The 23,714-nt window shown below is 69.3% G+C and carries 17 protein-coding genes; 8 read left to right on the top strand and 9 right to left on the bottom strand.

Going from position 1 to position 23,714, the window contains the following annotated elements; translation table 11 throughout:
- Positions 1–74: 74 nt before the first annotated feature.
- The 3 genes from ACOGI9_RS12015 to ACOGI9_RS12025 all read left to right on the top strand — a co-directional run bounded on the left by ACOGI9_RS12015 (position 75) and on the right by ACOGI9_RS12025 (position 2,960).
- Positions 75–956 (top strand): class I SAM-dependent methyltransferase, encoded by an 882-nt coding sequence (locus tag ACOGI9_RS12015; protein WP_419857355.1) that lies wholly within the window; start codon positions 75–77, stop codon positions 954–956.
- Positions 957–1,048: 92 nt separating this feature from the next.
- Positions 1,049–1,759: a hypothetical protein gene (locus ACOGI9_RS12020; protein WP_419857356.1), complete on the top strand. Its 711-nt coding sequence runs from the start codon at positions 1,049–1,051 to the stop codon at positions 1,757–1,759.
- A gap of 25 nt (positions 1,760–1,784) precedes the next feature.
- A complete protein-coding gene (locus ACOGI9_RS12025; RefSeq protein WP_419857357.1) occupies positions 1,785–2,960 on the top strand; it encodes a PepSY-associated TM helix domain-containing protein in 1,176 nt (391 codons plus the stop codon).
- On the opposite strand, the gene ACOGI9_RS12030 is transcribed toward ACOGI9_RS12025, so the two are convergent.
- The 3 genes from ACOGI9_RS12030 to xsc are packed head-to-tail and all read right to left on the bottom strand — an operon-like array spanning position 2,920 to position 7,249.
- Positions 2,920–4,092, bottom strand: a complete 1,173-nt coding sequence (locus tag ACOGI9_RS12030; protein ID WP_419857358.1) for a 4Fe-4S double cluster binding domain-containing protein — start codon at positions 4,090–4,092, stop codon at positions 2,920–2,922. The genes ACOGI9_RS12025 and ACOGI9_RS12030 overlap by 41 nt on opposite strands.
- Positions 4,093–5,487, bottom strand: coding sequence for an aspartate aminotransferase family protein (locus ACOGI9_RS12035; RefSeq protein WP_419857359.1), 1,395 nt, complete (start codon positions 5,485–5,487; stop codon positions 4,093–4,095).
- 31 nt (positions 5,488–5,518) lie between these two features.
- The gene (xsc, locus tag ACOGI9_RS12040; protein WP_419857360.1) at positions 5,519–7,249 is read right to left on the bottom strand and encodes a sulfoacetaldehyde acetyltransferase; all 1,731 of its coding nucleotides are present in this window, start codon (positions 7,247–7,249) and stop codon (positions 5,519–5,521) included.
- Positions 7,250–7,365: 116 nt separating this feature from the next.
- On the opposite strand from xsc, the gene ACOGI9_RS12045 reads away from it, so the two are divergent.
- The 5 genes from ACOGI9_RS12045 to ACOGI9_RS12065 all read left to right on the top strand — a co-directional run bounded on the left by ACOGI9_RS12045 (position 7,366) and on the right by ACOGI9_RS12065 (position 15,402).
- Positions 7,366–9,084 (top strand): amidohydrolase, encoded by a 1,719-nt coding sequence (locus tag ACOGI9_RS12045; RefSeq protein WP_419857361.1) that lies wholly within the window; start codon positions 7,366–7,368, stop codon positions 9,082–9,084.
- A gap of 11 nt (positions 9,085–9,095) precedes the next feature.
- Positions 9,096–10,529: an alanine/glycine:cation symporter family protein gene (locus ACOGI9_RS12050; RefSeq protein ID WP_419857362.1), complete on the top strand. Its 1,434-nt coding sequence runs from the start codon at positions 9,096–9,098 to the stop codon at positions 10,527–10,529.
- A gap of 53 nt (positions 10,530–10,582) precedes the next feature.
- Positions 10,583–11,299, top strand: a complete 717-nt coding sequence (locus ACOGI9_RS12055) for an ATP-binding cassette domain-containing protein (RefSeq protein ID WP_419857363.1) — start codon at positions 10,583–10,585, stop codon at positions 11,297–11,299.
- Positions 11,296–12,138: a hypothetical protein gene (locus ACOGI9_RS12060; RefSeq protein WP_419857364.1), complete on the top strand. Its 843-nt coding sequence runs from the start codon at positions 11,296–11,298 to the stop codon at positions 12,136–12,138. The genes ACOGI9_RS12055 and ACOGI9_RS12060 overlap by 4 nt, the downstream gene beginning before the upstream one ends.
- Before the next feature lie 279 nt (positions 12,139–12,417).
- Complete coding sequence (locus ACOGI9_RS12065; protein WP_419857365.1) at positions 12,418–15,402, top strand: Ig-like domain-containing protein; 2,985 nt, start codon at positions 12,418–12,420, stop codon at positions 15,400–15,402.
- Positions 15,403–15,404: 2 nt separating this feature from the next.
- Here the strand turns inward: ACOGI9_RS12065 and ACOGI9_RS12070 are convergent, their stop codons facing one another.
- From ACOGI9_RS12070 to ACOGI9_RS12095, 6 genes are read right to left on the bottom strand one after another with little or no spacing between them, the layout of a single operon-like run.
- Positions 15,405–16,703 (bottom strand): choice-of-anchor B family protein, encoded by a 1,299-nt coding sequence (locus ACOGI9_RS12070; protein ID WP_419857366.1) that lies wholly within the window; start codon positions 16,701–16,703, stop codon positions 15,405–15,407.
- A 10-nt stretch (positions 16,704–16,713) separates the two neighbouring features.
- Positions 16,714–17,883 (bottom strand): 6-bladed beta-propeller, encoded by a 1,170-nt coding sequence (locus tag ACOGI9_RS12075; protein WP_419857367.1) that lies wholly within the window; start codon positions 17,881–17,883, stop codon positions 16,714–16,716.
- The gene (locus ACOGI9_RS12080; RefSeq protein ID WP_419857368.1) at positions 17,880–19,847 is read right to left on the bottom strand and encodes an ankyrin repeat domain-containing protein; all 1,968 of its coding nucleotides are present in this window, start codon (positions 19,845–19,847) and stop codon (positions 17,880–17,882) included. The genes ACOGI9_RS12075 and ACOGI9_RS12080 overlap by 4 nt, the downstream gene beginning before the upstream one ends.
- A complete protein-coding gene (locus tag ACOGI9_RS12085; RefSeq protein WP_419857369.1) occupies positions 19,844–21,241 on the bottom strand; it encodes a DUF1552 domain-containing protein in 1,398 nt (465 codons plus the stop codon). Before ACOGI9_RS12085 ends, ACOGI9_RS12080 begins: the two co-directional genes overlap by 4 nt.
- Positions 21,238–22,491 carry a DUF1592 domain-containing protein gene (locus ACOGI9_RS12090; protein WP_419857370.1) on the bottom strand — a complete coding sequence of 418 codons (1,254 nt, stop codon included), beginning with the start codon at positions 22,489–22,491 and terminating at the stop codon, positions 21,238–21,240. The genes ACOGI9_RS12085 and ACOGI9_RS12090 overlap by 4 nt, the downstream gene beginning before the upstream one ends.
- Positions 22,412–23,659, bottom strand: coding sequence for a DUF1587 domain-containing protein (locus tag ACOGI9_RS12095; RefSeq protein WP_419857371.1), 1,248 nt, complete (start codon positions 23,657–23,659; stop codon positions 22,412–22,414). The genes ACOGI9_RS12090 and ACOGI9_RS12095 overlap by 80 nt, the downstream gene beginning before the upstream one ends.
- Positions 23,660–23,714 lie beyond the last annotated feature (55 nt).

The raw sequence follows: 23,714 nt of genomic DNA on the forward strand, positions 1-23,714 counted from the left end.
AATGGATGAATCGGGGTCAGGGGTCGGCGTATCGAGGCTCTGCGAGTGGCCGGTTATCAAGGAGGCGATGGACGGTGACCGAGGGCGACGGAGAATCGGCCCCGCGCAACGCGTCCAACTACTGGGATACGCTGGCACCGCATCATTGGCGCATCGAAGACAACTACCTGGACGTGTCGAGCCTGCGTCGGATTCTCGGCGACATTCGGGAGCCCGTTCTGATCATCGGTGCCGGGCAAGGGCTGATTGTCGAGGAGCTGCGGCGTCAGGGGCTGCGCTGCGACGGCATCGATCTGAGCGCCAGGATGCTGGAATACGCCAGGTCGCGAAGAGGCTTGACCCTTGTTCGCGCGAATGCGACTTCGATGCCGTTCATCGATGGGTCCTATGAGACGGTCATCTTCGCGACCGGCGTCATCGACTTCATGGCCGAGCTGCAGGACATCGAGACGGTCATGCGCGAAGCGAACCGGATCGTTTCCGGGACGGGCAACGTCTTCGTCGCATTCTACAGATTCAGTGCGGCCCAGGAGCGCTTCCTGACCTCGCTTGGACTCCTGCGCGAGGACACGCTGCACATGCGGTCGGCCCTGGCGCTGCATCGCCTCGGCTTCGGCGCGATGGTGGCGTGGGTCGCGAAGATGGCCAGGATCAGCACGTTCCAGGCCGTTCTGTTATGCATCGGCACGGGCCTCGGATCGACGAAACAGGAACGCGCAATAGCCCTCGCGATGCGGCGGCTGATCGCTCAGTCCGGGGACCCCGAAGCTTTCATCGAAGCGGCGCCCGAGACCCAACCGTACCGCGACAAGTCCGCGATCACCCACCTGCTCGACAGCTTGTCGATGCGAATCGAGGACTGGCAGGCATCAAGCAGCTGCTATCTGGTGCGGGTGTCGGGACGTGACACGTTACACACCCCATGCAGTGATGGGGGCGATGTCTCTCGAACTTGACCCGGCCCCCTCCGCGTGTGGATTTTGAAGCTAGTTGAGAATGAATCTCATTCTGGCAGCCACGGGCTGCTGGTTCCAATAACGGAGGAGTCATGTTCCGCAGTCGCAGCGCAATTCTCGCCCTCTTCATGATTCCGGTGCTGTCGGTCGGCTGTGCCGGGGGTGGCGATGATACGGCGGAGTCCGAACCGGCCGCGGCATCCGAGCCCGCCGCCGCGGAGGCGGCCGACGCCGGCGCGACCGCCACTCTCTTGAATCCCAACCTCGCGACGGAAGACGAACTGGCCACGGCCCCGGGGATCACGGCCGAGGTGGCCGCGGCGGTGGTCGGCGGTCGGCCTTACCTGCGCGTGGCGGATCTGCACGCGGCGCTGGCGGAGGCGGTCGGAGAGGAGGCGGCGCTGGCGGCGTACGGTGGGCTCTGGCTGCCCATCAACCTCAACGACGTGACGAACGACGAGATCCTGCTGATCCCGGGCGTGGGGGATCGGATGGCGCACGAGTTCGAGGAGTACCGGCCCTACGCGGACATGGGTGAGTTCCGCATGGAGATCGGGAAGTACGTGGACGAGGAAGAGGTCGAGCGGCTCGCGCGCTACGTGTACGTCCCGATCGACCTGAACAGCGCCACCCGCGACGAGATCATGGCGGTGCCGGGGATGAGCGAGCGCATGGCCCACGAGTTCGAGGAGTACCGCCCGTACACCGACCTGGACCAGTTCCGGCGCGAGATGGGGAAGTACGTGGACGAGAACGAGGTCGCGCGGTTCGAGCGCTACGTCACGCTGACCCCGGGCGGATAGGGGGCGACCGGGCGAGGTCCAGGCGATGATCCGGACCATCGTCTTCTGGCTGCACCTCACGGTGGCCGTTACGGCGGGGCTGGTCATCCTCATGCTGGCGGCGACGGGGGCGGTGCTGTCGCTGGAGGAGACGGTGACGGGGCTGGCGGAGCGACGGTACTTCGTGGCCGCGCCGGAAGGCGCCGCACGGCTGCGTCCGGAGGGGCTCGTGGCGGCGGCGGGGCTCACCGCGACTTCGCTGAGCTATCGGTCGGATTCGCGCGCGCCCGTACGCGTCCACGCGGGGCAGGACGTCTACGCCCGCCTCGATCCGTACACGGGGCGGGTACTGGGGAGGGGACCCGGCGGACTCGAGCGGTTCTTCGAGGGCGTTCACAACTGGCACCGCTGGTTCAACGTCTCCGGAGGTTCGGTGCGCCGAGCGCGGGCCGTGACAGGGGCGGTGAACGTGGCCTTCCTCTTTCTGCTGCTTACCGGACCGATCCTGTGGATCCCGTGGCCCGTCACCCGGCGGTCGCTCGCCGAAGGGCTCCTGCTACGTCCCCGGGCCAGAGGCGCCGCCCGCGATCTCAATTGGCACAAGGCGGTCGGGATCTGGTCCGTCCTGCCCCTGGCCGTGATCGCGGCCACGGGGGTCGCCACGTCGTATCCGGCGGTGGGGGATCGGGTCTACCCCGCGGTGGGAAGCCTCGTGCCCGCCGGGGCATGGCCGGCCGGATCGGCGTCCGAACGGGGAATCGAGGGGACGGCGATTTCGGTGGACGCCCGTCGCGCCCCGGACCCGGACCTCCGCGCCGTGCTCGCCACCGCGGAGGGGTGGGCGCCGGAGTGGCGAACTTTGACCCTGCACATGCCGCGCCCTACGGATCCCGAGGTCCGCGTCGAGGTGCACGGAGGCCGCGCGGGCCAGCCTCACAGGAGCGGCCTTCTCACCCTGGACGCCGCCACCGGCAGCGTGCGCGCGTGGGAGTCCTTCGCCGACGACACGCCCGCGCGCCGTGCGCAGCAGTTCCTGCGCTACGCGCACACGGGGGAGTACTGGGGGCTGGGGGGGCAGTTGCTGGCCGGATTCTTCTCGCTGGCGGCCGCGCTGATGGTGTGGACCGGCCTCTCGCTGGCGCTGCGTCGGCTGCGACGCTTCGTCGAGCCGCGACGCTTCGTCAGGCGCCGCCGGGCGCCGCCCACCAGCGGGACGGCCTGAGGCGCTCGCCGCGACCGCTGATGCGGTCCAGCCAGAGCGCGAACCGCCGTAGCCGCGTGCCCGCCAGCCGTCGCCACACCCGGCTCCACCGGTCGCGATAATCGCGGTTGTAGGGGCAGACGCGGATGCAGATCGAGCAGTCGGTGTTCTGGTTGGCCCAGAAGCGGAAGCACTTCTCGGCATCCGTGGTCCACTTTCGGATGCCCTGGATGTTCGACCGGTTGTGGACCACCGTGGAGGGTTCGCCGTCGTCGATGGCCCCGGCGGGGCAGCCCTTGGTGCACGCGCGGCAGAGGTCGCACGTCTCCTTCACGCCGAAGCGGACGGGCCGGTCGTGGGCGAGCGGCAGGTCGGTGAAGACCTTGCCCAGCCGCACGCGGGGACCGTACTCGCGGGTGATGAGGAGGCCGTGGCGCCCGTATTCGCCCAGCCCGGCCTGGATGGCGAGCGGGATGACCAGCGCCGAGTCGTTCATGCTGGCCACGGCGCGGTAGCCGAGATTGACGATGTACTGCGCGATCGCCAGCAGCACGATCGTGTCCCGGGAGTAGGTGGCGCCGGTCGCGGTGCCGCTGAGCGCGGAGGGCGCCGTGCTCAGCAGTTCGCGGTCCATGGACTGCGCGATCACGATCACGTTTCCGAGATCGGTGGAGATCTCCTGCGGCTTCTCGTGCTCGTTCTCGCGGCTGTAGGCGTGCGTGTACAGCCAGCGCTCATCGTTGCCGGTGATCCCCACCAGGTCCGCGCCGAGCGTCTTCGCGGCGTGCTTGATCTCGCGCGCCATCTCCTCTGGCGACTCCACCGGCAGCGTGCTCCCCGGGCCCTCGCGGACGCTGGTGTACGGGTCCAGGAACCCTTCGCGGCGGTCGTCGCCGTCGCGCAGTTCGGCGAAGATGTCCGTCACGTGCCAGGACGCGTTGCGCAGCGCGTAATCCCGCTGGGTGAAGCCGTCGACGGAGCGCCAGGTCAGCTTCGGCGTGCGGTACGTCTCGTAGAACATGTCCGAGCGGTGCGTGCGCACTTCCGGGTCCCAGAACGAGCGACAGAAGATGTCGTCCCGCTGTGAGAAGCGCCGAAAGTCCTCCCGGACGTCGAAGCCGGCTTCCGTGTCCCTGTCCCTGACCCTGTCCATTCAGAGATCCCTGCAGCCGGTTTCGATGCCGGTCTTCACGGCCCCGACCAGCTCGTCGATGTCCGCCCGGGTCACGACGAGGGGCGGGGCGATGGTCACGGTGTTGTTCAGGCCGGGGATGCTCCGCGTGGTCCGGCCCACGAGCACGCCCTCCCGGGCGGCCCTTCCCACGACGGCCGCCATGACGTCCTCGCTCACGGGCGCCTTCGTCGCCTTGTCCTCGACCAGCTCCACGCCGGCGAACAGGCCCTTGCCGCGGACATCGCCCACGTGGTCGTGGTCCAGCAGTTCCCGCAGGCGGTCCTGCAGGTAGGCACCGACCGCGCGGCTGTTCTCGATCAGGTCCTCGTCCTCGATGATGCGCAGGTTCTCGAGCGCGGCCGCGAACCCGACGGTGCAGCCGCCGTAGGTGCTGATGTCCCTGAAGTAGTCGAGCTTCTCGCTCGGATCTCCCAGGAACCGGTCGAACACCTCGCCACGCACCGCGGCCGCGGAGATCGGAGCGTAGGAACTGGCCATGCCCTTGGCCATCGTGACGATGTCCGGGACGAAGTCGTAGTGCTCGAACCCGAACATCGTCCCCGTGCGCCCGAATCCGCACACGACCTCGTCGATGATCAGGATGACGCCGTATTCATCGCAGATCTCGCGGATGATCGGAAAATATTCCTCGACCGGAGGAATGACCCCCCCGCCCGCGGTGATCGGCTCGAGGATCACGGCCCCCACCGTCTCCGGCCCCTCCTCCTCGATCGCATCCCCGAGGGCGCGCGCGCACTCGATGTTGCAGTCCGGATAGGTCTTTCCGAAGGGACAGCGATAGCACATCGCGTGCGGAATCCCCGAAAACCCGTCCGGGAACGGCCCGTAGGCCTCCTTGCGCTCCTCCTGTCCGCTGGCGGCGAGGCAGGCGATGGTCGTGCCGTGGTAGTCGCGGTCGCGGTACAGGACCTTCGACTTGCGGCTCCCGTTCAGGTGGGCGATCTGGCGCACCATCTTGATGGCCTTCTCGTTGGCCTCGGAGCCGCTGTTGGCGAAGTAGAGGTGGTCGAGGCCGTGCAGCCACTCGGCCAGCGCGCTCGCGTACTGGGCGGCCGGGACGGTGCCGACGACGCCCGCGTAGTACGGCAGCCGCGTCAACTGCTCGTAGACGATCCGCGCGATGCTCTCCCGCCCGTGGCCGACGTTCACGCACCAGACGCCGCCCGAGGTCCCGTCCAGGTACTCCTTCCCGTGGATGTCCCGGACGCGCGCGCCGCGGCCCTCCACGAAGACCTGCGGGTCCTGCGTCTCGAAGACGCTGTGCTGGAACAGGTGGTGCCAGAGGTGCTTCCGGTCCTTCTCGATGACGTCCTGGACGTCGTAGTCCGCCAGCAACGCCTGTGTGTCGGACATCCGGCTCTCCTTGGCGGGCCGCCGCAGCCTGCTAGCTCAGGCTGAGGTGCGCGTATTTCTCCAGGTGACGGGTGGGCATCGCGAGCGCGTCCCGGCGGAACGGCTCCGCGAGCACGTTGGCGCCTCCCTCGACGACCGCGTTGATGACGCACGGCTGGCCGCTCGCCACGGCGTCGCGCACCACGTCCTGCACGTCGCGGTAGTCCTCGACCGTGTAGCCCTTCGCGCCCATCGACTCGGCCACCTTCGCGAAGTCCGGGTTGGCGCGCAGGTTCGTGCCCACGAAGCGGTTGGCGTAGAAGTCGATCTGGTTCTTCTTCTCGGCGCCCCACTCGTGGTTGTTGATGACGATGGCGATGACCGGGATCTCCTCGCGCACCGCCGTCATCACCTCGCTCATCCCGCTGATGCCCCACGCGCCATCCCCCTGGATGGCGAACACGGGAGCGGCCGGATTGCCGACCTTGGCGCCCAGCGCGGCGCCGTACGCGAAGCCGCAGTTCCCCCACGTGAGCGCGGCGAGGTGCTGGCGCGGGCCGTTGAAGCGGAGATATCCGTTGGTGATCGAGCAGGTGTTGCCGATGTCCGTGCTCACCAGCGCGTCCCCGGGCAGCGCGCGCGTGAACTCCCACAGAAAGCGCCGGGGGTGCATGAGGGCGTTGGTGGACGAGGACCAGTCCTCGAGTTCCTCGTCCCAGGCTTGTTTCTCGCGAGCGACGTCGGCGATGCGCGCCTCGTTTCGTCCCGGGTCCGGGAGCGCGCTTCTCAACTCGTCGAGCAGTTCGACGGCATACTCCTTCACGTCGGCGACGGAGAAGAGAGCCGGGATCTTGCTCATCCCCCACTGCCTCGCGTCCCGGTCCACCTGGATGAGGGTGGCGTCTTCGGGCCAGTAGGTCATGTCGTACTGGGGCAGGAGGCCGAAGACCCCGAGCCGGGTCCCGAGGGCGAGCACCACGTCCGCCTTGGCGATGGTGCGCATGGCGGCCTTCGAACCGCAGTAGCCGATCGGCCCGCACCCCAGTTCGTGGCTGTAGGGGAAGGTGTCGTTGTGCAGGTAGGTGTTGACCACCGGCGCGCTCAGGTGCTCGGCGAGCGCCGTGACTTCCCGCAGGGCGTCGCCCTGGCTGACGCCTCCTCCGGAGACGATGACCGGATAGCGGGCGCCGCTCAGGATCCGGACCGCTTCCTCGATGTCCGCCTTGGGAGGCCGGCCGGGGCCGAGGATGGGCGTCGCGAAGATCTCCTCCTCGATGTCGCCGTAGAAGTAGTCCCGGGGGATGTTGAGGTGCGTGGGGCCGAGTTCGAGCTTCGCGCGGTAGAAGCAGCGCCGCGCAAGTTCGCCCATGCGCTCCGGGCGGTTGACGCGTACCTGGAAGACGGTCTGGGCCTCGAACATCGGCATCTGGTCGAGTTCCTGGAAGCCTCCGGTGCCGATGCCGAGCGATCCCGTCTCCGGGGTGATGGCGACGACGGGGGAGTGCGCCCAGAAGGCGGCCGCGATGGCGGAGACGAAGTTGGCCGCGCCGGGGCCGTTCTGGGCGATGCAGGCCTGGGGCCTTCCCGTCACCCTCGCCAGCCCGTCGGCGGCGTGCGCGGCCGCCTGCTCGTGCGCGACCGAGATGAAGCGGATGCCCGCATCCGGGAACAGGTCGAGGGCGTCCATGAACGCCGAGCCCACCAACCCGAATACCTCCGTCACGCCCTCCGCCACCAGCGTCTCGACGAGCGCTTCGGAGGGAGTCATCGTTCTCTTCGGCACGTCCGGCCTCCAGTCTCCGTTTGTCCCCGCGCGGGCGCATGCAACGCGGAGCACGTAGTATAGCCGGTCCCCACGGCAGGCTGTAGCCGGTCCCCGCGGAAGGCGTGGAGGGAGTCGTGAGAAGATCCGGAGAAGCCCTCGCAGCTTTCGCGCTGGCCCTTGCCTTCGCCGTCGCGGCGTGCGCCCCGCAAGCCGACCCGGAAGCCGACCCCGCGGACACCATCTTCTTCGGCGACCACATCATCACCATGGATCCGGAGCAGCCCGCCGTGGAGGCGGTCGCGGTGCGCGGCGATACCATCGTGGCGGCGGGCTCGCGGGACGACGTGATGGCGCTGGAAGGGCCCTCGACCCGGGTGGTGGAGCTGGGCGAAGGCGCCCTCCTGCCCGGGTTCATCGACGCCCACGGCCACTTCCTGGGCCCGGGCCGCGACCAGACGTCCCTGCTGCTGCACCCGCCGCCGGTGGGCGACGTCAGCAACATCGACGACATCGTGCGCAAGGTGCGGGCGTGGATCGACGAGCACGACATTCCCCCCGGCGAGCCGGTGACCGGGCGCGGCTACGACGACTCCCTGCTCGAGGAGGGCCGGCACCCCACGCGCGCGGATCTGGACCGCGCCTCGACCGAGCACCCCATCGTCCTCACGCATGTGTCGGGACACCTGACGACGACCAACTCCGCCGCGCTCGCGGCCAGCGGCATCACCGCCGACACGCCGGACCCGCCTGGCGGCCATGTGCGCCGCATCGAGGGGTCGATGGAGCCCAACGGCGTGCTGGAGGAAACCGCCAGCGGGCTGCTGGCCATTCAGCGCGGGGGCGCCCCGTCCCCGGAGGAATTCGACGACCTGATCCGCCGGTCCATCGACGTCTACCTGAGCCACGGCACGACCACGATCCAGGACGGCGGGACCTCCGCGGCGCAGGCCGAACGCTTCCAGGCGGCCGCGGACCGCGAGCCCTTCAAGGCGGACGTCGCGGCCTTCGTGCGCCGCCGCGGCGCGCCCGGCGAGGTGGCGGACGTGCCCTATGTGCGCGAGTACCGGAACGGCTTCCGGGTGGCCGGCGTGAAGCTCATGCTGGACGGCTCCCCGCAGGGGCGCACGGCCTGGGTCACGATCCCGTACGAGGAGCGTCCGCCCAACACCCCGCCGGACTACGTGGCCTACGGCGTCATGGACCCCGACGAGTACAAGGCCCAGGCGGACCAGCTGATCGAGGCGGGCGTCCCGATCCTCGTCCACGCCAACGGCGACGCGGCCATGGATCTCATGATGGATGGGGTGGATGAGGCGGTCGCGGACATGGATCCCATGCCCGACCACCGCTCCGTCATCATCCACGCGCAGCTCATGCGCGCCGACCAGTTGGACCGCGCCGCCGAACTGAGCGTCGTGCCCTCGTTCTTCGCGGCGCACGCCTTCTTCTGGGGCGACTGGCACCGGCGCAGCTTCGGCGAGGAGCGGGGCAACAACATCAGCCCGGTGGGCTGGGCGCTCGAACGCGGGGTGCCTTTCACCGTCCACAACGACGCCCCCGTGGTCCCGCCGCACATCATGCGACTCGTCTCGATCACCGTGAACCGCACGACCCGCAGCGGGCACGTCCTCGGGCCCCACCAGCGGCCGACGGTGCTGCAGGCGCTGCATGCCGTCACGCTCGGAGCCGCCTACCAGTACTTCGAGGAGGACGCCAAGGGCTCGATCACGGTCGGCAAGCAGGCCGATCTCGTGATCCTGGGCGAGAACCCGCTCACCGCGGATCCTGAGAACCTGGAGTTCATTCCGATCCTGGAGACGTTCTCGCGGGGCAGGTCGGTATTCGCGCGGTAGCGGCGCCGCCCATGGGGGTCGACGAACTCGTCAACCGGATCATGCGGCCCGTCGCGGACGCGGTATCGGAGTTCATCTTCTTCTCCGTGCCGGTCGGCGGGGTCGAGATTCCGCTGATCGTGGCGTGGCTCATCGCCGGGGGCGCGTTCTTCACTCTGTACCTGGGCTTCATCAACGTGCGGGGCTTCAGGCACGCGCTCGACCTGGTGAGAGGCCGCTACACGGATCCCTCGCAGCCGGGCGAGGTGACGCCCTTCCAGGCGCTCGCGACCGCCGTGTCGGGCACGGTCGGCATCGGGAACATCGCGGGCGTGGCCGTGGCGATCTCGCTCGGCGGGCCCGGAGCCACACTCTGGCTGATCATCGCCGGGCTGCTCGGCATGAGCACCAAGTTCGCCGAGTGCACGCTGGCGGTGAAGTATCGCCGCACCAACCCGGACGGCTCCGTGAGCGGCGGCCCGATGTACTATCTGCAGCACGGTCTGGAGTTGCGGAACCTGCCCGGGATCGGCCGCGGCCTGGGGATGTTCTACGCCGCCGCCATGGTCCTGGGCTGTCTCGGCATCGGCAACATGTTCCAGTCCAACCAGGCGGCCGCCATCCTGATCGAGGTGACGGGCGCCGAAGGCAGCTTCTTCAGCGACAAGGCCTGGCTGCTGGGCGTCGTCATGGCCGGAGCGGTGGCGCTGGTCACCGTGGGCGGGATCCGAAGCATCGCCCGCGTCACCTCCAGGCTGGTGCCCTTCATGGCGGTGCTCTACGTGCTGTCGGCGCTGGCCATCATCGGGCTGAACGCCGACCGGCTCCCCGGCGCCATCGTCCAGATCTGGGAGGGGGCGTTCTCGGCGGACAGCGTCGGCGGCGGCATGATCGGCGTGATGATCATCGGGTTCCGGCGGGCCGTGTTCTCGAACGAGGCCGGCCTGGGCTCCGCCGCCATCGCGCACTCGGCGGTGCAGACGGACGAACCGTGCACCGAGGGTTTCGTGGGCCTGCTGGAGCCGTTCATCGACACGGTGGTCATCTGCACGATGACGGCGCTGGTCATCATCACGACGGTCTACGATCCGTCGCTGGCCGACGCCGGCATCACCGGCATCGAGATGACGAAGACGGCCTTCGAGAGCACGCTCTCGTGGTCGCCCGTGCCCCTCTCGGTGGCGGCGGTGCTGTTCGCCTTCTCCACCATGATTTCCTGGAGCTACTACGGCCTGAAGTCTCTCACCTATCTGACGGGCGAGAACCGAACCGTGGAAGCCGGCTTCAAGCTGTTCTTCTGCGGTTTCGTGGTCCTGGGCGCCAGCCTGCAACTGGGAGCGCTCATCGATCTCTCGGACGCGGTGATCTACGTGGTCGCGATTCCCAACCTTCTCGGCCTGTACCTGCTGGCCCCGGTGCTGAAGCGGGAGATGCGCTCCTACCGCGAGCGACTCGGACGCTACTGATTCGCTGAAGACGTGACAAAAATCGACGAGGGACGACGAAGCATGAGGAGCATATGACCATCGCAAACGGACCGGCGGAGCTGAGGCTTCGCGAGTTGCGTATCGGGTATCGCCGGGGGCAGTGGGTGCTGGGCGGGCTCTCGCTCGACATCGTGCCCGGCGAAGTGCTCGCGGTGGTGGGCCCCAACGGCTCGGGCAAGACGACACTCTTCCGCACGCTGCTGGGTGTGCTGGCTCCGATGGACGGCGAGGCCACCGTGTCCGGCACCGACCCCGCGGACTACCGGCGCCGGCACGGGATCGGCTACCTGGCCGAAGACACGGTGCTCCCGCCGGGCTGGATGTGCGACGGCCTGCTCGCGCTCGCGGCGGCCGCGGCCGGTCCCGACGCCGACATCGAGCGCGCCTGCCGGCTGGCCGGGCTCGACTACGACACCGGCGGTCCCGCCGACTCGTTGTCCAAGGGGATGCGGCGCCGGCTGGCGCTCGCCATGGCTCTGATGCGGCCGACCGGGCTGCTCTTCCTGGACGAGCCCGAATCGGGACTGGACCCCGGGCAGCGCATCCGCCTCCGCCGGCGGATCGAGGAGATTCGCGGCCAGTCCACGATCCTCGTCGCCAGCCACGACCTCGGCGAACTCGCGATGATGAGCGACCGCGTCCTCCTGATCGACCGGGGGCGCGGACGCATCGTGGAGCCACCGGAAGGCGGCTTCACGCGCGAGTTCCTCGAGACGGAGTTCGTCGGACTGGAAGGGGCGGTGTCATGAACATCCTCAAGGCTTCCCTCCGGAACGCGTTGCACCGCAGGTGGAAGTTCGCGCTGGTGGTATTCCTGTTCGGCGCCGGGGTCCTCGTCCTCTCGCACGCCTACCCCGTGGCGGAGACCCTCGAGCGCATGCAGGCCGTGGGTGAGGCGATGGAAGGCGGCACCGAGCCGACCAGCGAGCAGATCGAAACCATGACGCGAGGGGCGGTCACGGTCCTCCTCTTCAGCCTGCTGAACCTCGCCTTCGGCTTCGGCACGATCCTCTTCGCCTTCCTGATGCCGGGCGGGATGGTCGCGAACGAGCGACGCAGCGGCGCGATCATGCTGTGGGCGCAACATCCGATGCCGCTACGGTCCTTCTATCTCCGGCAGTACGCCGGCATACAGGTCGCGACGTTCGCCGCTCTCCTGATCTTCGGTGTGACGGGCGCGGTCGCCGTTTTGCCGTCCGGAACCGTGCCGGCCACGGAACTGGGAGAGATCCTGAGCGTCTGCCTCAGGGGCGTGCTCGCATGCGCGATCAGCTTCGCCATCACGGCACTCGGGATCCGCCGTGCCGCGCTCTTCGCGCTGCTGTACTACCTGCTCTCCGGGGCCGTGGGGTCGCTGCTCGAAAACCCCATCATTCTGGAGAACTGGTCGGCGGCGGAGTCGGTCAGCACGGTACTGTCGTTCGTCATCTTCCCCATCGGAGTCATCAACGATCTCGTCGCGGGGTTCGCGTCCGGCGTGGCCTGGGACTGGGGAGCGACGGGAGTGGCCATCTATCACTTCCTCCTGTGGACCGGCATCGCGTGGCTCGGCCTCCGCAGGATCGAGAAGCGGCCCCTGAAACTGTAACAAACTTCGTCCATTTGACGGGACCTTTACCCCCCTATTTGGGGAGTAGTGTGCGGCGCCCGCGCGTGTGACTGTGGGGCAACAGCCACGGCAGGCGTGCTCGATCAGGGCACCGCGAAAGGGACCGGACGAATGATCAAGCGCAGGGACGGATCGACGCGTGTATCGCTGGGCGCAGCCCTGCTGGCGTCGGCCGTCTGGGCATTCGCCTGCGGCGACGGAACTGTCGACCCGCCGCCTCCTCCCCCGCCTCCCCCGGATCCGCCTCGGCCGACCGCGGTGACGGTGAGCCCGGCGACCGCCGAGTTGACCGCGCTGGGCGCCACCGTCCAGCTGTCGGCGGAGGTGCGCGACCAGAACGGACAGGTGATGTCCGGCGCGACCGTGACGTGGGCGAGCAGCAATCCTTCCGTGGCGCGGGTGGACAATGCGGGGCTGGTCACGGCCGTCGGGGACGGCGAGACCACGGTAACCGCGACCTCCGGCGAAGTCTCGGGCGAGGCCCGCGTGAGAGTGAGGCGGCCGACGCCGTCACCGGACCGGGCGACCCTGGTGGCGTTCCATGAAGCGACGGGCGGGCCGAACTGGGAGCGGGCAGGCAACTGGCTGAGCGACCGGCACGTCCGCGAATGGGAGGGAGTCTCGGTCGACGACGAAGGGCGTGTGGTTGAGCTGAAGCTGGAAGGTAACAACCTCGTCGGCGCCATTCCGGCCGCGTTGAGCCGCCTGTCGGCGATCGAGCGGGTCAACCTGAACTTCAACGGTCTGAGTGGCCGCATACCGGCCGAACTTCGAAGCCTTACGCGCCTGAGAAACCTCCATCTCGGAAGCAACAATCTCTCCGGTTCCATCCCCGCCGAGTTGGGTGAGCTGCCGGAACTGGTGGAACTCGACCTCAACCAGAACTCGCTTTCAGGCACCATTCCTCGCGCACTCGGCGACCTGTCGAAGCTCGAACGCCTGTTGCTGCTCTCGAACGACCTGCGAGGCCCCATCCCTCCCGAGCTGGGACGGTTGTCCCGTCTTCGGACCCTGGCGTTGGCGGGCAACTCGTTGTCAGGCAGGATTCCCCCGGAACTCGGCGAGCTTGCCAGCCTCGAGTTCCTCCACCTGGGAATCAACGACCTCACCGGCCCGATCCCCGCCGGGCTCTTCTCCGGGACCACACGCCTGGAGTCCCTGCTCCTCCAGTTCAACGGCCTGACGGGATCCCTCCCGGCGGAGATCGGAAACCTCCCGCGGCTGAAGTGGCTGTATGTCTCGGAGAACGACCTGACGGGACCCCTGCCGCCGGAGCTTGGCGATCTTCACAGCCTCAAGGAGCTGTACGCTCGCGGAAACGGGATCACCGGCCCTCTGCCGCCGGAGCTCGGACGGCTGACCAGCCTTGAGGATCTGCAGTTGTACAACAACGAGATCACGGGCCCGATACCGGCGGAGTGGGGAGGCATGACGGGCCTGCAGTCGTTGTTGTTGTTCGGAAACCGCCTCAGCGGGCCGCTTCCGCCGGAGCTCGGCGATCTCGGGGCGCTCCAGTGGCTGTGGCTCGGAGACAACGATCTCGAGGGCGGAGTGCCGCAGCGGTTCGGAGACATGACCGCCTTGACGCAACTGGACGTCACCGACAATCGGCGCATGTCGGGTTCGTTGCCCGCAGCGCTGACGCAGCTTGGCCGGATGGAGGCGTTGCTCACGGGTGGCACCGACCTCTGCGCGCCCCGCGGAGAGCCGTTCGCAAACTGGCTCGGCCGGATCTGGAAACAGCGGGTGGCGCTGTGCGAGGACTCGGGCGGCTCCGCCTTCCTGCTGACACAGGCCGTTCAGTCGAGGTCGTTCCCGGTGCCGCTCGTGGCCGGTGAGCCCGCCCTGCTTCGCGTCTTCGTCACCGCGGCAGCCGCGGGTGGAGCCACGATCCCGCCCGTGCGCGCCAGCTTCCATTCGGACGGCAGCGAAGTCCATGTCGCCGAGATCTCCGGACAATCCACGGCCATCCCGACCAGCGTCAACGAGGGTGACCTGACCCGGTCGGCCAACGCCGAGATTCCCGGGCATGTGCTGCAGCCGGACACGGAGATCGTGATCGAGATCGATCCCGACGGAACGCTGGGTTCCGGCGTGAACATCACGAGGCGGATTCCCGAGGAGGGACGCCTGAGGCTCGATATTCGCGCGATGCCCGTGCTCGACCTGACCGTGATCCCGTTCCTGTGGGCCTCAGCCCCCGACCGTTCGGTGCTGGCGGCGACGGCCGGGATGGCGGCCGATCCCATGGGACATGAACTCCTCGAGGATGCGCGGGTGCTCCTGCCGGTGGCCGAACTCGAGGTCACGGATCACGAAGCCGTCACCGTTTCCAGCAACCACGCCTTCGAGATCCTGAGGGCGACGGAAGCGATCCGGGTCGTCGAGGGCGGCGAGGGTCACTATCAGGGACTGATGGCCGGTACCGTCACCGGTGCCGCGGGCGTGGCGGCCACTCCGGGCCGGACCAGCTTCTCGGTCACGAACTCGTCGACGATCGCTCATGAGCTCGGGCACAACATGAATCTCCAGCATGCTCCATGCGGCCGCCCGGGTGCCCCGGACCCGGCCTTTCCCAATTCGGACGGCTCGATCGGCAGTTGGGGCTACGACTTCGGGACCGGCGCGCTCGTGCCTCCGAGTACCCCGGATCTCATGAGCTACTGCCGGGACCGCTGGATCAGCGACTTCAGCTTCTCGAACGCGCTGCGGTACAGGCTGGTCGACGAGCCACAGGGTTCGGCCGGCGCGGCTGCCGAGCGCCCGGCGCTCCTCCTCTGGGGCGGCACCGGACCGGACGGCGAGCCCTTCCTGGAGCCCGCCTTCGCGCTGTCGGCTCCGCCCTCGCTCCCGCGGGCGGGAGGGGACCACACCCTCATCGGTGCGGACGAGAACGGGCGCGAACTCTTCAGGCTCAGCTTCGCGATGAAGGAGGTGGCCGATGGTGACGGACGTTCCCTGTTCGCCTTCGCGCTCCCGGTGCAGCCCGGCTGGGCGGAAACGCTCGCTGCCATAACGCTGTCCGGGCCCGGGGGATCCGCGATCCTGGATGAGACCACCGATCGTCTGATGGCGATCCTGCGCGATCCGCTCACGGGCCAGGTGCGAGCCATCCTGCGAGGTGAGCCCGGCGTCGCACAGGCGTTTGCCGACCAGGCGGGCGCGACGGGGATCGACCCGCGCCGTTACGACGAGTTCCTGAGCCGCGGGATTCCCGCTGCGGGGGTCTGGGAGCGGCGGTAGCCCTACTGCTGCAGACGGAGGACGAAGAGGCCCTCGTCCCAGCTCGAGGCCACGAAGATGCCGCTCTCGAACCAGGGGTAGGTCGACCAGGAGCCGTCGAAGTTCTTGTCGTTGTGCTCGGGTACGGTGTCGAAGTACCCGGCCTCGCGCGGGTTCGCGGGGTCGGAGATGTCGAGGATCCGCACGCCGAACGCGTAGTTGGAGTGGTAGATCAGGCTGCCGTGCACGTAGAGGTTGTGGTCGATCGCCTCGGTCGGACCCAGGTGCTCCTTCGCCAGAACCGGATCGTCGAGGTCGGCGAGGTCCCACACGAGCAGGCGCGTCCGCGAGACCCGGTTGTTCCTCTCGTCGTTTTCGTCGTTCTGGTAGAAGTACCGGTGGTCTTCGCTGAGCCACCCCTGGTGGATGTAGTCGCGGTCCGCGTAGGTGGCGGTCGAGAGCGTGACCGGGTTCGCCTTGTCGGTCACGTCGGACACGACGATCGCCGTCTCGTTCGAACCGATGCAGATCTCGCGGCCCGCGTGCTCCGCGTCCGGCCCCCGATACACGACGCACTGGACATCGTGCGTGTAGCCGGTGCCGCGGCGTCCCGTCCCCTCGGCGGCGTAGCAACCCGCGAAGCTCGGATTCTTCGGGTCCGAGAGGTCGATCATGTGGAGGCCGCCCCCGCAGGTCTCGGCGCCGGAGTTGTTGCCAACGGCGTAGGCGAAGCCGGTCTCCTCGTTGATCGCGATGTTGTGGACGGCGCTCACCTCCCGGTAGCGCGCGTCCGCGCCGAGTTCCGTGAACTCCGTCAGTCCGCGAAGCCGGGTGAGGTCGAGGACCTGCATCCCGTGGCCCGTGATGTTGTCCGCGACGACGTACGCGTGATCCGCATACACCTTCATGTCGCGCCAGCCGCTGTGCGAGGTCGCCGAGGGCATGAAGGCGATGGGGCGCGGCTCAGTCGGCGTCGAGAGATCGACGATCGCGAGTCCGTCGTGCCGTCCGACCAGCGCGTATTCAACACCCGTCTGCGGGTCCGTCCACCCCCAGATGTCGTTCACGGCCCATCGGTTCTCCGATCCCGCGGGCGTCCGTCCGGGGCTCAGGTCGCGCAGAGGCACCTGCGCTGCGAGATCCACGCGACTGCACGGGAACCCGCTGGCTGAACCGCCCTCGCATGGCACGATCTGCGCCGCAATGGGAGGCGGCGGCTCGGGCGGGTCGGGCGGCTCCGGATCGGGCGGACCGGTCGGGGGGTCCACGCACGCGACCGTCGCGACCGCGACCAGCGCAAGGAGGGGGACAAAGGCGCGCATCAGGTGAGTCTCAGTGGGTCAGGAGGAGCCGCGGCCCCAGAAGCCGGCCCGGGTCCGCGTCCGGCTTCGGGGTGAACTTGTTGATCCAGCCGCCGCTGTAGGACGCGATATACAGGTTGCCGTCCTCGTCCATGTCCATCTGGTGCGGGAGCGAGAGGCCGCCGGGCCAGATCCCCCGCCCGATGGCGCCGGCCGCTCCGTAGGCGCCCCAGTAGTCCTGCAGGACGCCGTCCCGATCGTACTTCAGGATGCGGTTCAGGCTCGCGTCCAGCACCCACACGGCGCCGTTCTCGTCGAGCCAGATGTTCACGGGATCGAAGATGTTCGGCCATTCCTCGATGAACTCGCCGTCGTGCGTGAACAACTGGAGGCGCTCGTTCTGGCGGTCCGCGACGTAGACCCGGTCCTCGTCCACCGCGAGGCCGTGCAGGAGATCGAATTCTCCCGGGCCGGTGCCGAGGGCGCCCCACTGCATGATGAACTCTCCGTCTTCGGAATACTTGATGATCCGTGAGTTCCAGTACCCGTCGGCGAGCAGGAAGCTCCCGTCCGGGAGGAACGCCAGCTTCGACGGCCAGCCGTAGGTGTAGGGTCCCCAGTCGGATCGGGCGCGGGCGGCTTCGCGGGTCTTCGGGTGGTCGCGCTCGCCGAGGCGCATGGCGATCTCGCTGCCGTCGTTCGTGAACTTGACGACCTGCATGTGCCCTGCCCCGCCGCCGCTGTCGACCACCCACACGTGGCGGTCGGGGTCGTAGGGGTTGATGTACACCTGGTGCGGGAGGGTGAAGAGCGAGTCCCACTGGGCCCACTGTTCGACGATCTCGCCGTTCCCGTTCGCGACGACGATGTAGTTCGTGCGGCGCAACCGGTCCTCGCGGGGGTCCGACCGGTCGGCGGGCCAGTCGCCGCGGGTCACGACGATGATGCGGTCCGGGTGGTCCACGGCGACGCCGGCCACCTGCCCCCATCCCCACTCGTCGTCGTGGTCGGGCGCGCCCTTCCACCACCCGGCGACGGGATCGTAGGGCCCCGTGCGGTCGTCGCCCCCCTTCACGACGGCGCCGTTGGATGCCCCGGCTCCGTCCATGGTCGCCGCGGCGGCCCGCTCCCCGCTTTCGCACCCCGGAATGGCGAGCGCGGCCGCGAGCGCCAACGTCACCAGAGACGGCTGGGTCTTCATGACTTTTCCCTCTTCCCGCTGTCGGAGCGTTTCTCCTCCGCATCCGTCGCGGCGGGGGCCCACGGGTCGTCGATGCCGGCGCCGGGGCACGAGTCGCCGGTGTCGAGGAAGTGCGTGTGGAGGCACTCGAGCGTCGCGCCGAGACCGGTCAGCAGTTCGACGGTTTCCGGGTACGGGACGCGGGTGAAGAACCCGGCCCGGCCGCCGCGCGCCATGTCCGCCGTGGACTGTCCGAGGCGGGTGATCGCGCTGACGTCCCCGCCCTGCGACACGAGGTATTCGATGAGTTCGTTGTCGCCGCGGGAGGCGGCGTAGTGCATCGGCGTATAGAGCCACGAGTCGCGCTGGTCGACGTCCGCGCCGAGTTCCTCGATCAGGTACTTCACGGCGGGGATGAACTGGTCGGGCCGGTTGCGGACGCTGAAGGCCCCGAGACCCAGGTAGCCTCCGCCCGCGGCGGCGTGGATCGGCCACGCGTTGGGCGCGCCCTCGGGGATCCAGGGCAGCGCGGAATCCTCCTGCTGCCGGCCGTCCTGCTGCCGACGCTCGCGCATTCCGACCTCGGGCCAGCGCGTCGGGATGTTCGGATCCGCGCCGTGCGCGACGAGGAGCTTCATCGCCTCGAGATCCTGAGCGAAGGCGGCCCGCCAGAACGGCGTCGCCCCCGTGAGGTCGATCCCCATCTTCGTGAGGCCGTATTCCCAGTACCACAGGTGCGTGTTCAGGCGCGGGTTGGGATCGGCTCCGGCCTCGAGCAGCGCGCGGAGCACGTCCATGTGCCCGGCGTCCTGCAGGTCCTGCGCGCGCGGCTGCGGGTAGTTGGACTTCGGCGCCCACTGGGTCTGGAGGACGGCGAAGAGGGGCGTCGCGCCGTCCGTCGAGGCGGCGAGATCGGGATCGGCCCCGCGCTCGATGAGGGCGAGCGCGAGGTCGAACTGGCCATTGAGTACCGCCATGAGGAGCGGACTCGTGGCGTCCGCGCTCGCCTGGTCGATATCCGCGCCCCCGTCGAGGAGGGCCGTGGCCGCCTCGATGTGGCCCTCGCGGGCCGCGTGCAGCAGCGCGGTCATGCCGCCGGTCCGGCCCACGAGCACCTCGCGGTACGGGGGACGGATGAGGTCGGGGCCGCCCGGATAGTCGGGCCCCACGCGGCCCAGTGAATGGGCGCTGACGTCGCCGACATCGAAACCGGAGCGGAGGAACTCGCGCTGGGCGCGGATCGCCGCCTGCACATGGGCCGGGCTCGGCTCGCCCGGCCACTCGGCTTCGGGATCCACCTCGGGCCCGTACGGGCCGAGCGTTTCCCGCGGCGCGCCGATCATGTCGCGCATGCGGCGGTTGGCCTCACGGTCCAGCGCGAGGCTGGGCAGGACGTCGACCGTGGCGGTCGCGATGCCGGGGTCGGCGCCGGCTTCGAGCAGCGCGGCGGTGGCGGCCGGCCGGTTCGCGGCGGCCGCGAACATCAGGGGTGTCTGCCCCGCCGAGCCCTCCCGGGCGTTCGGATCCGCGCCGTGGTCGAGCAGCGCGGCCACGGCCGACCGGCCGTCCACGGCGGCGGCGGCGAGGTGCAGCGCGGTCACGCCGCTGTTCGTCGTCGCGGCGTTCGCGTCGGCCCCGGCCTCGAGCAGGAGCGCGACGACAGGCCCGTGCCCTCCGCGGGCGGCGAGGTGCAGCGGCGCATAGCGGCCGATCCGCGTCCCGGCGTCGACCGCCGCGCCCGCATCGATCAGCGCCCGGGCCACGGCCGCGTGGCCGCGCTCGGCGGCGAAGTGCAGCGCGGTCATCCCGTCGCCCCGCGCCGCGTTCACGTCCGCGCCCTCCCCGACGAGCGCGCGCACGACCTCCGCCGCCCCATCGCGCGCCGCTTCCAGCAGCCGGTCGCTGGAGGTCGCCCCCTCCTGCGCGGCCGAACCCACCGGGAGGAGCGCCGAAACCAGGAGCGCCGCCGCAATCCCGTTTCTCATCGCGCCGCCTCGAGCGGGAACGCCCCGTCGCTGTCGCCGAAGGAGGCCATCTCCGGGTGTCCGATCTTCCGCATCAGGCTCACGAAGGCGTTCGCCATCGGCGTCCCGTCCGGGGCCCGCAGGTGGACGCCACCTTCGAGCGCCCCGTTCGCCCCGCCCATGAGCAGCAGCGGCGCGCGCCGGTGGTTGTGCAGGTTCCCGTCCGCCATCGGCGACCCCCACACGATCGCCGTCTTGTCGAGCAGCGACGCCTCGCCCTCCATCGTGTCCCGCATCTTCTCCAGGAAGTACGCGACCTGCCCCAGCCGGTACGTGTTGATCTTGTTGAAATCCATGATGTCCTCGGGGACGTTCCCGTGGTGCGAGGCCCCGTGGACGGACTTCGTCGTCCCGCTCTCCGGGAAGGTCCGGTTGGACTGGTCGAAGCCGGTCTTGAAGGTGATGATGCGCGTGAGGTCGGTCTGCAGCGCGAGCAGTTGCAGGTCGAACATGAGCTGCATGTGCTCCTCGAAGGAGTCCGGCACTCCGGAGGGCGCCTCCGGCATCTCCCGCTCTTCCCCGCTCGCGTTGCGCGCCTCGACGAGCTGGATCCGCCGCTCGATCTCGCGGATGTGTTCGACGTATTCGTCCAGCGCGACCCGGTCCGCCGCGCCCAGACTCCTCCTGAGCCGGGCGACCTCGGTTGCGATCCAGTCGATCATGCTGCGGTCCGTGCGGCGCCGCGCCGCGCGGTCTTCGGCCGAGTCTCCGGCGCCGAACAGGCGCTCGAACACGACGCGCGGCTCCCGGATCGCCGGCAGCGGCTGGTTCGGCGACGCCCACGCGAGCGACGTCGTGTACGCGCAGTGGTAGTTGTAGGCGCAGCCCCCGCCGCGATCGATGCCCTCGATGCAGAGTTCGAGCGAGGGGAGCACGGTCTCGCGCCCGAAGCGCTGCGCGTGCAACTGGTCGAGCGAGGTGCCGAGGAAGATGTCCGACCCCTGCGTCTGCTTCGGGTGCGCCTGGGTGAGGAACACCGCCGTCGAACGGTCGTGGTCGCCGCCGATCTCCTCCGCCCGAAACGCCTCCGCCGACCGGCAGTCCGTGTTGCTCACGATCGTCATGTGCTCGCGGAACGCCTCCAGCGGCCGGAGCTGGCTGTCCGTCACCAGCTCGAAGTCGCGGCCCGTCGCCGCCGGCGCGAACAGGTGCCGCTCGTCGCCCCAGTCGCTCGAGCCTGCCACCCCCATCGACTCCTCGATGCAGACGAGGCGCGTGAACTCCGCCGCCCTCATCGGGTCGGCCCACAGCCGCCCCGCGGGAACCATCGCGTCGAGCAGGGGCAGCGCAACGCCGGCGCCGGCGCCCCGCAGGAAGGTGCGGCGCGAGAGGTGTGTGCCTGTGATGAAGTTCATGATCCCTCCACTTCTTCCACGGCGGGCGCGGGACGCGCCAGGCGGAAGGCGTCGCTGTTCACGACGCCGAGGATGAACGAGGACATGCGGTAGTCGTTGGCTTCCGCTTCGCGTGCGATGGCCCGGATCCCGGGCTGGTCGAAGTACTCCGCGCGGCGCCCGATCGCGTACGCGAGCAGGTGCGCCGTGAAGTTCCGGACGAGCGGGACCGGCCGCTTCATGAGGAGGTCGACCAGCTCCGCCGGCGTGCTCACGTCGGACCCGTCGTAGAAGGTCCCTCGCGTGTCGAGCGCGACGCCGTTCTCGCGCACCCGCACCTGTCCCGTCACGTCGTAGTTGTCGAGCGCGAGCCCGATCGGGTCCATGAACCGGTGGCAGGCGCGGCACGTCGGATTGGCCGCGTGCATTTCCAGGCGTTCGCGCGTCGTGAGCAGCCGCCCGCCCCGGGCGGATTCCGTGTCGTCGAAGGCGGGGATGTTGGGCGGCGGGGGCGGAGGCGGCGTGCCCATGAGCACCTCCATCACCCATTTCCCGCGCAGCACCGGCGACGTGCGCGCGGACATCGACGTGAGGAGCAGCACGCTCCCGTGCCCCAGCACCCCGCGCCGGCTGTCGTCCGGATATGTCACCCGCCGGAACCCGGGTCCCGAGACGCCCGGAATCCCGTAGTGCCCGGCGAGGCGCTCGTTCAGGAAGGTGTAGTCCGCCGTGAACAGCTCGAGCAGGCTCCGGTCTTCGCGCACGAGGTGATCGAAGAAGAGCTGCGTCTCCCGGACCAGGTCCTCGCGAAGCTGGCCGGTGAAGTCCGGATAGAGGTACGGCTCGGGCTGGTTGTCCTCCGCGTCCTGAAGCCGCAGCCACTGCGAGGCGAAGCGCGTCGAGAGCGCCTCCGCGCGCGGGTCCGCCAGCATCCGGCGCACCTGCGCCTCGAGGACCGCCGGATCCGACAGCCGCTCTTCCGCCGCCAGCGTCAGCAGTTCGTCATCCGGGCTCGCCGCCCAGAGGAAGAAGGAAAGGCGCGACGCGAGGTCCACGTCCGCGATCCGGTAGCTCTCACCGGGCGCGGCTTCGGGCGGCGCCTGCTCGAGACGGAAGATGAACGACGGGCTGGCGAGAATCGCCTGCAGCGCGGTCCGAACGCCGACCTCGAAGCCCTCTTCGGCCGCGGCGTCATCGTAGAAGGCCATCGGCCCCGCGAGATCGTCCTCCGTCACCGGCCGCCGGTACGCCGCTCGCGCGAGCCGGCTCACGATCGACGCCGCACAGGCCCGCGCCTCCCCGGTCGCCTCGCTCCGTCCCGGGATGGCAGTGGAAGACCTTGCGGCGGCTCGCCGTCTCGGAGAGTCCCGCGCTACGGCGGGGACCCGTGACCATCAACTCGCTCAGGTGGGGTAGCGCCGTGATCCCGTAGTTCGCCCACGCCTGGGAGTCCTCGCCCCCGACGAAGGACCAGCCCGGCGTCTTCAGGCGGTCCTCGTACGGCCCCTCGATCGTGCGCACGAACGCCGCCGCGACCTGGCGCTGGCCCGCCTTCACGAAGATGGGCTCCGTGCGGATCGGCACCGTCGAGCGCCCGCCGTGCTCGAGGCCGAGCAGGGCGACCCCTTCCCCGTCGATCGAGATGTCGACGTCCTGGAAGCCCGTCCCCTGCCCGAACAGCGTCTCGAGCGAGATCACGTACTCCCCGTCCACCGGGAAGTCGTGGGTGACGACCATCCCGCCGCGCGTCCCGTACGGCGTGCCCTCGATGTGATCCCAGGCGTGCTGCGAGACGTCGATCGGGTTCGTGTACTTGGCGGTCTTCGAGAGGGCGGCCGGGTTGCCGACGGCGATCCGGCTTACCTCCGTGGCGGCCCTCAGGTAGGCCTCGAGGAGGGTGGTCGAGAGACCCTGCGCGTCCGCCATGTTGTCGAAGGCGCCGAGGTAGGTGTCCGCCGGAAGCCAGCGGCTGGCGTCGATCTCGAGGTCGAGGAGATCGCGGATCACGCGCTCGTACTCGGCCCGGTTCAGCCGCTGGAAGCGCCGGGAGCCGGGGTTCCGGTCGCGGGCGGCGTCGCGGTCGACGACGGTTTCCAGCGTTTCGACGAGGGCGAGAAGGGTGTCCGGCGACGGCCGGCGCTGGCCCGGAGGCGGCATCATCCCGGCGCGCAGCTTCCGGATCATCTTCTCCGCCGTGGGCGCCCGCTCGTGCGCCGCGTCCACGTCGAACTCCTCGAGCGTGAGGTTCCCGCGCAGGAGGCGCCCGTTGTGGCAGCGGACGCAGTAGCGCTGGACCACATCGGTCAGGTCCGCCGTGTCGACGAGGGCAGCGACGTCGTGCGCCGGGAGGGGCGCGGAGCCGGACGCACGGTCCCCCGAGGGCTGCCCCATGAGGGCGAACCACAACCACAGAACCGCACCCGCACTCAGTGTCTTCACGCGCCCGTCCTTCGGGAACGACGGATGTCGCCGCTTCGCAACCTTTCAACCTAGG

It is taken from the genome of Candidatus Palauibacter irciniicola (assembly GCF_965208695.1).
GTDB classification, from domain to species: Bacteria; Gemmatimonadota; Gemmatimonadetes; order Palauibacterales; family Palauibacteraceae; genus Palauibacter; species Palauibacter irciniicola.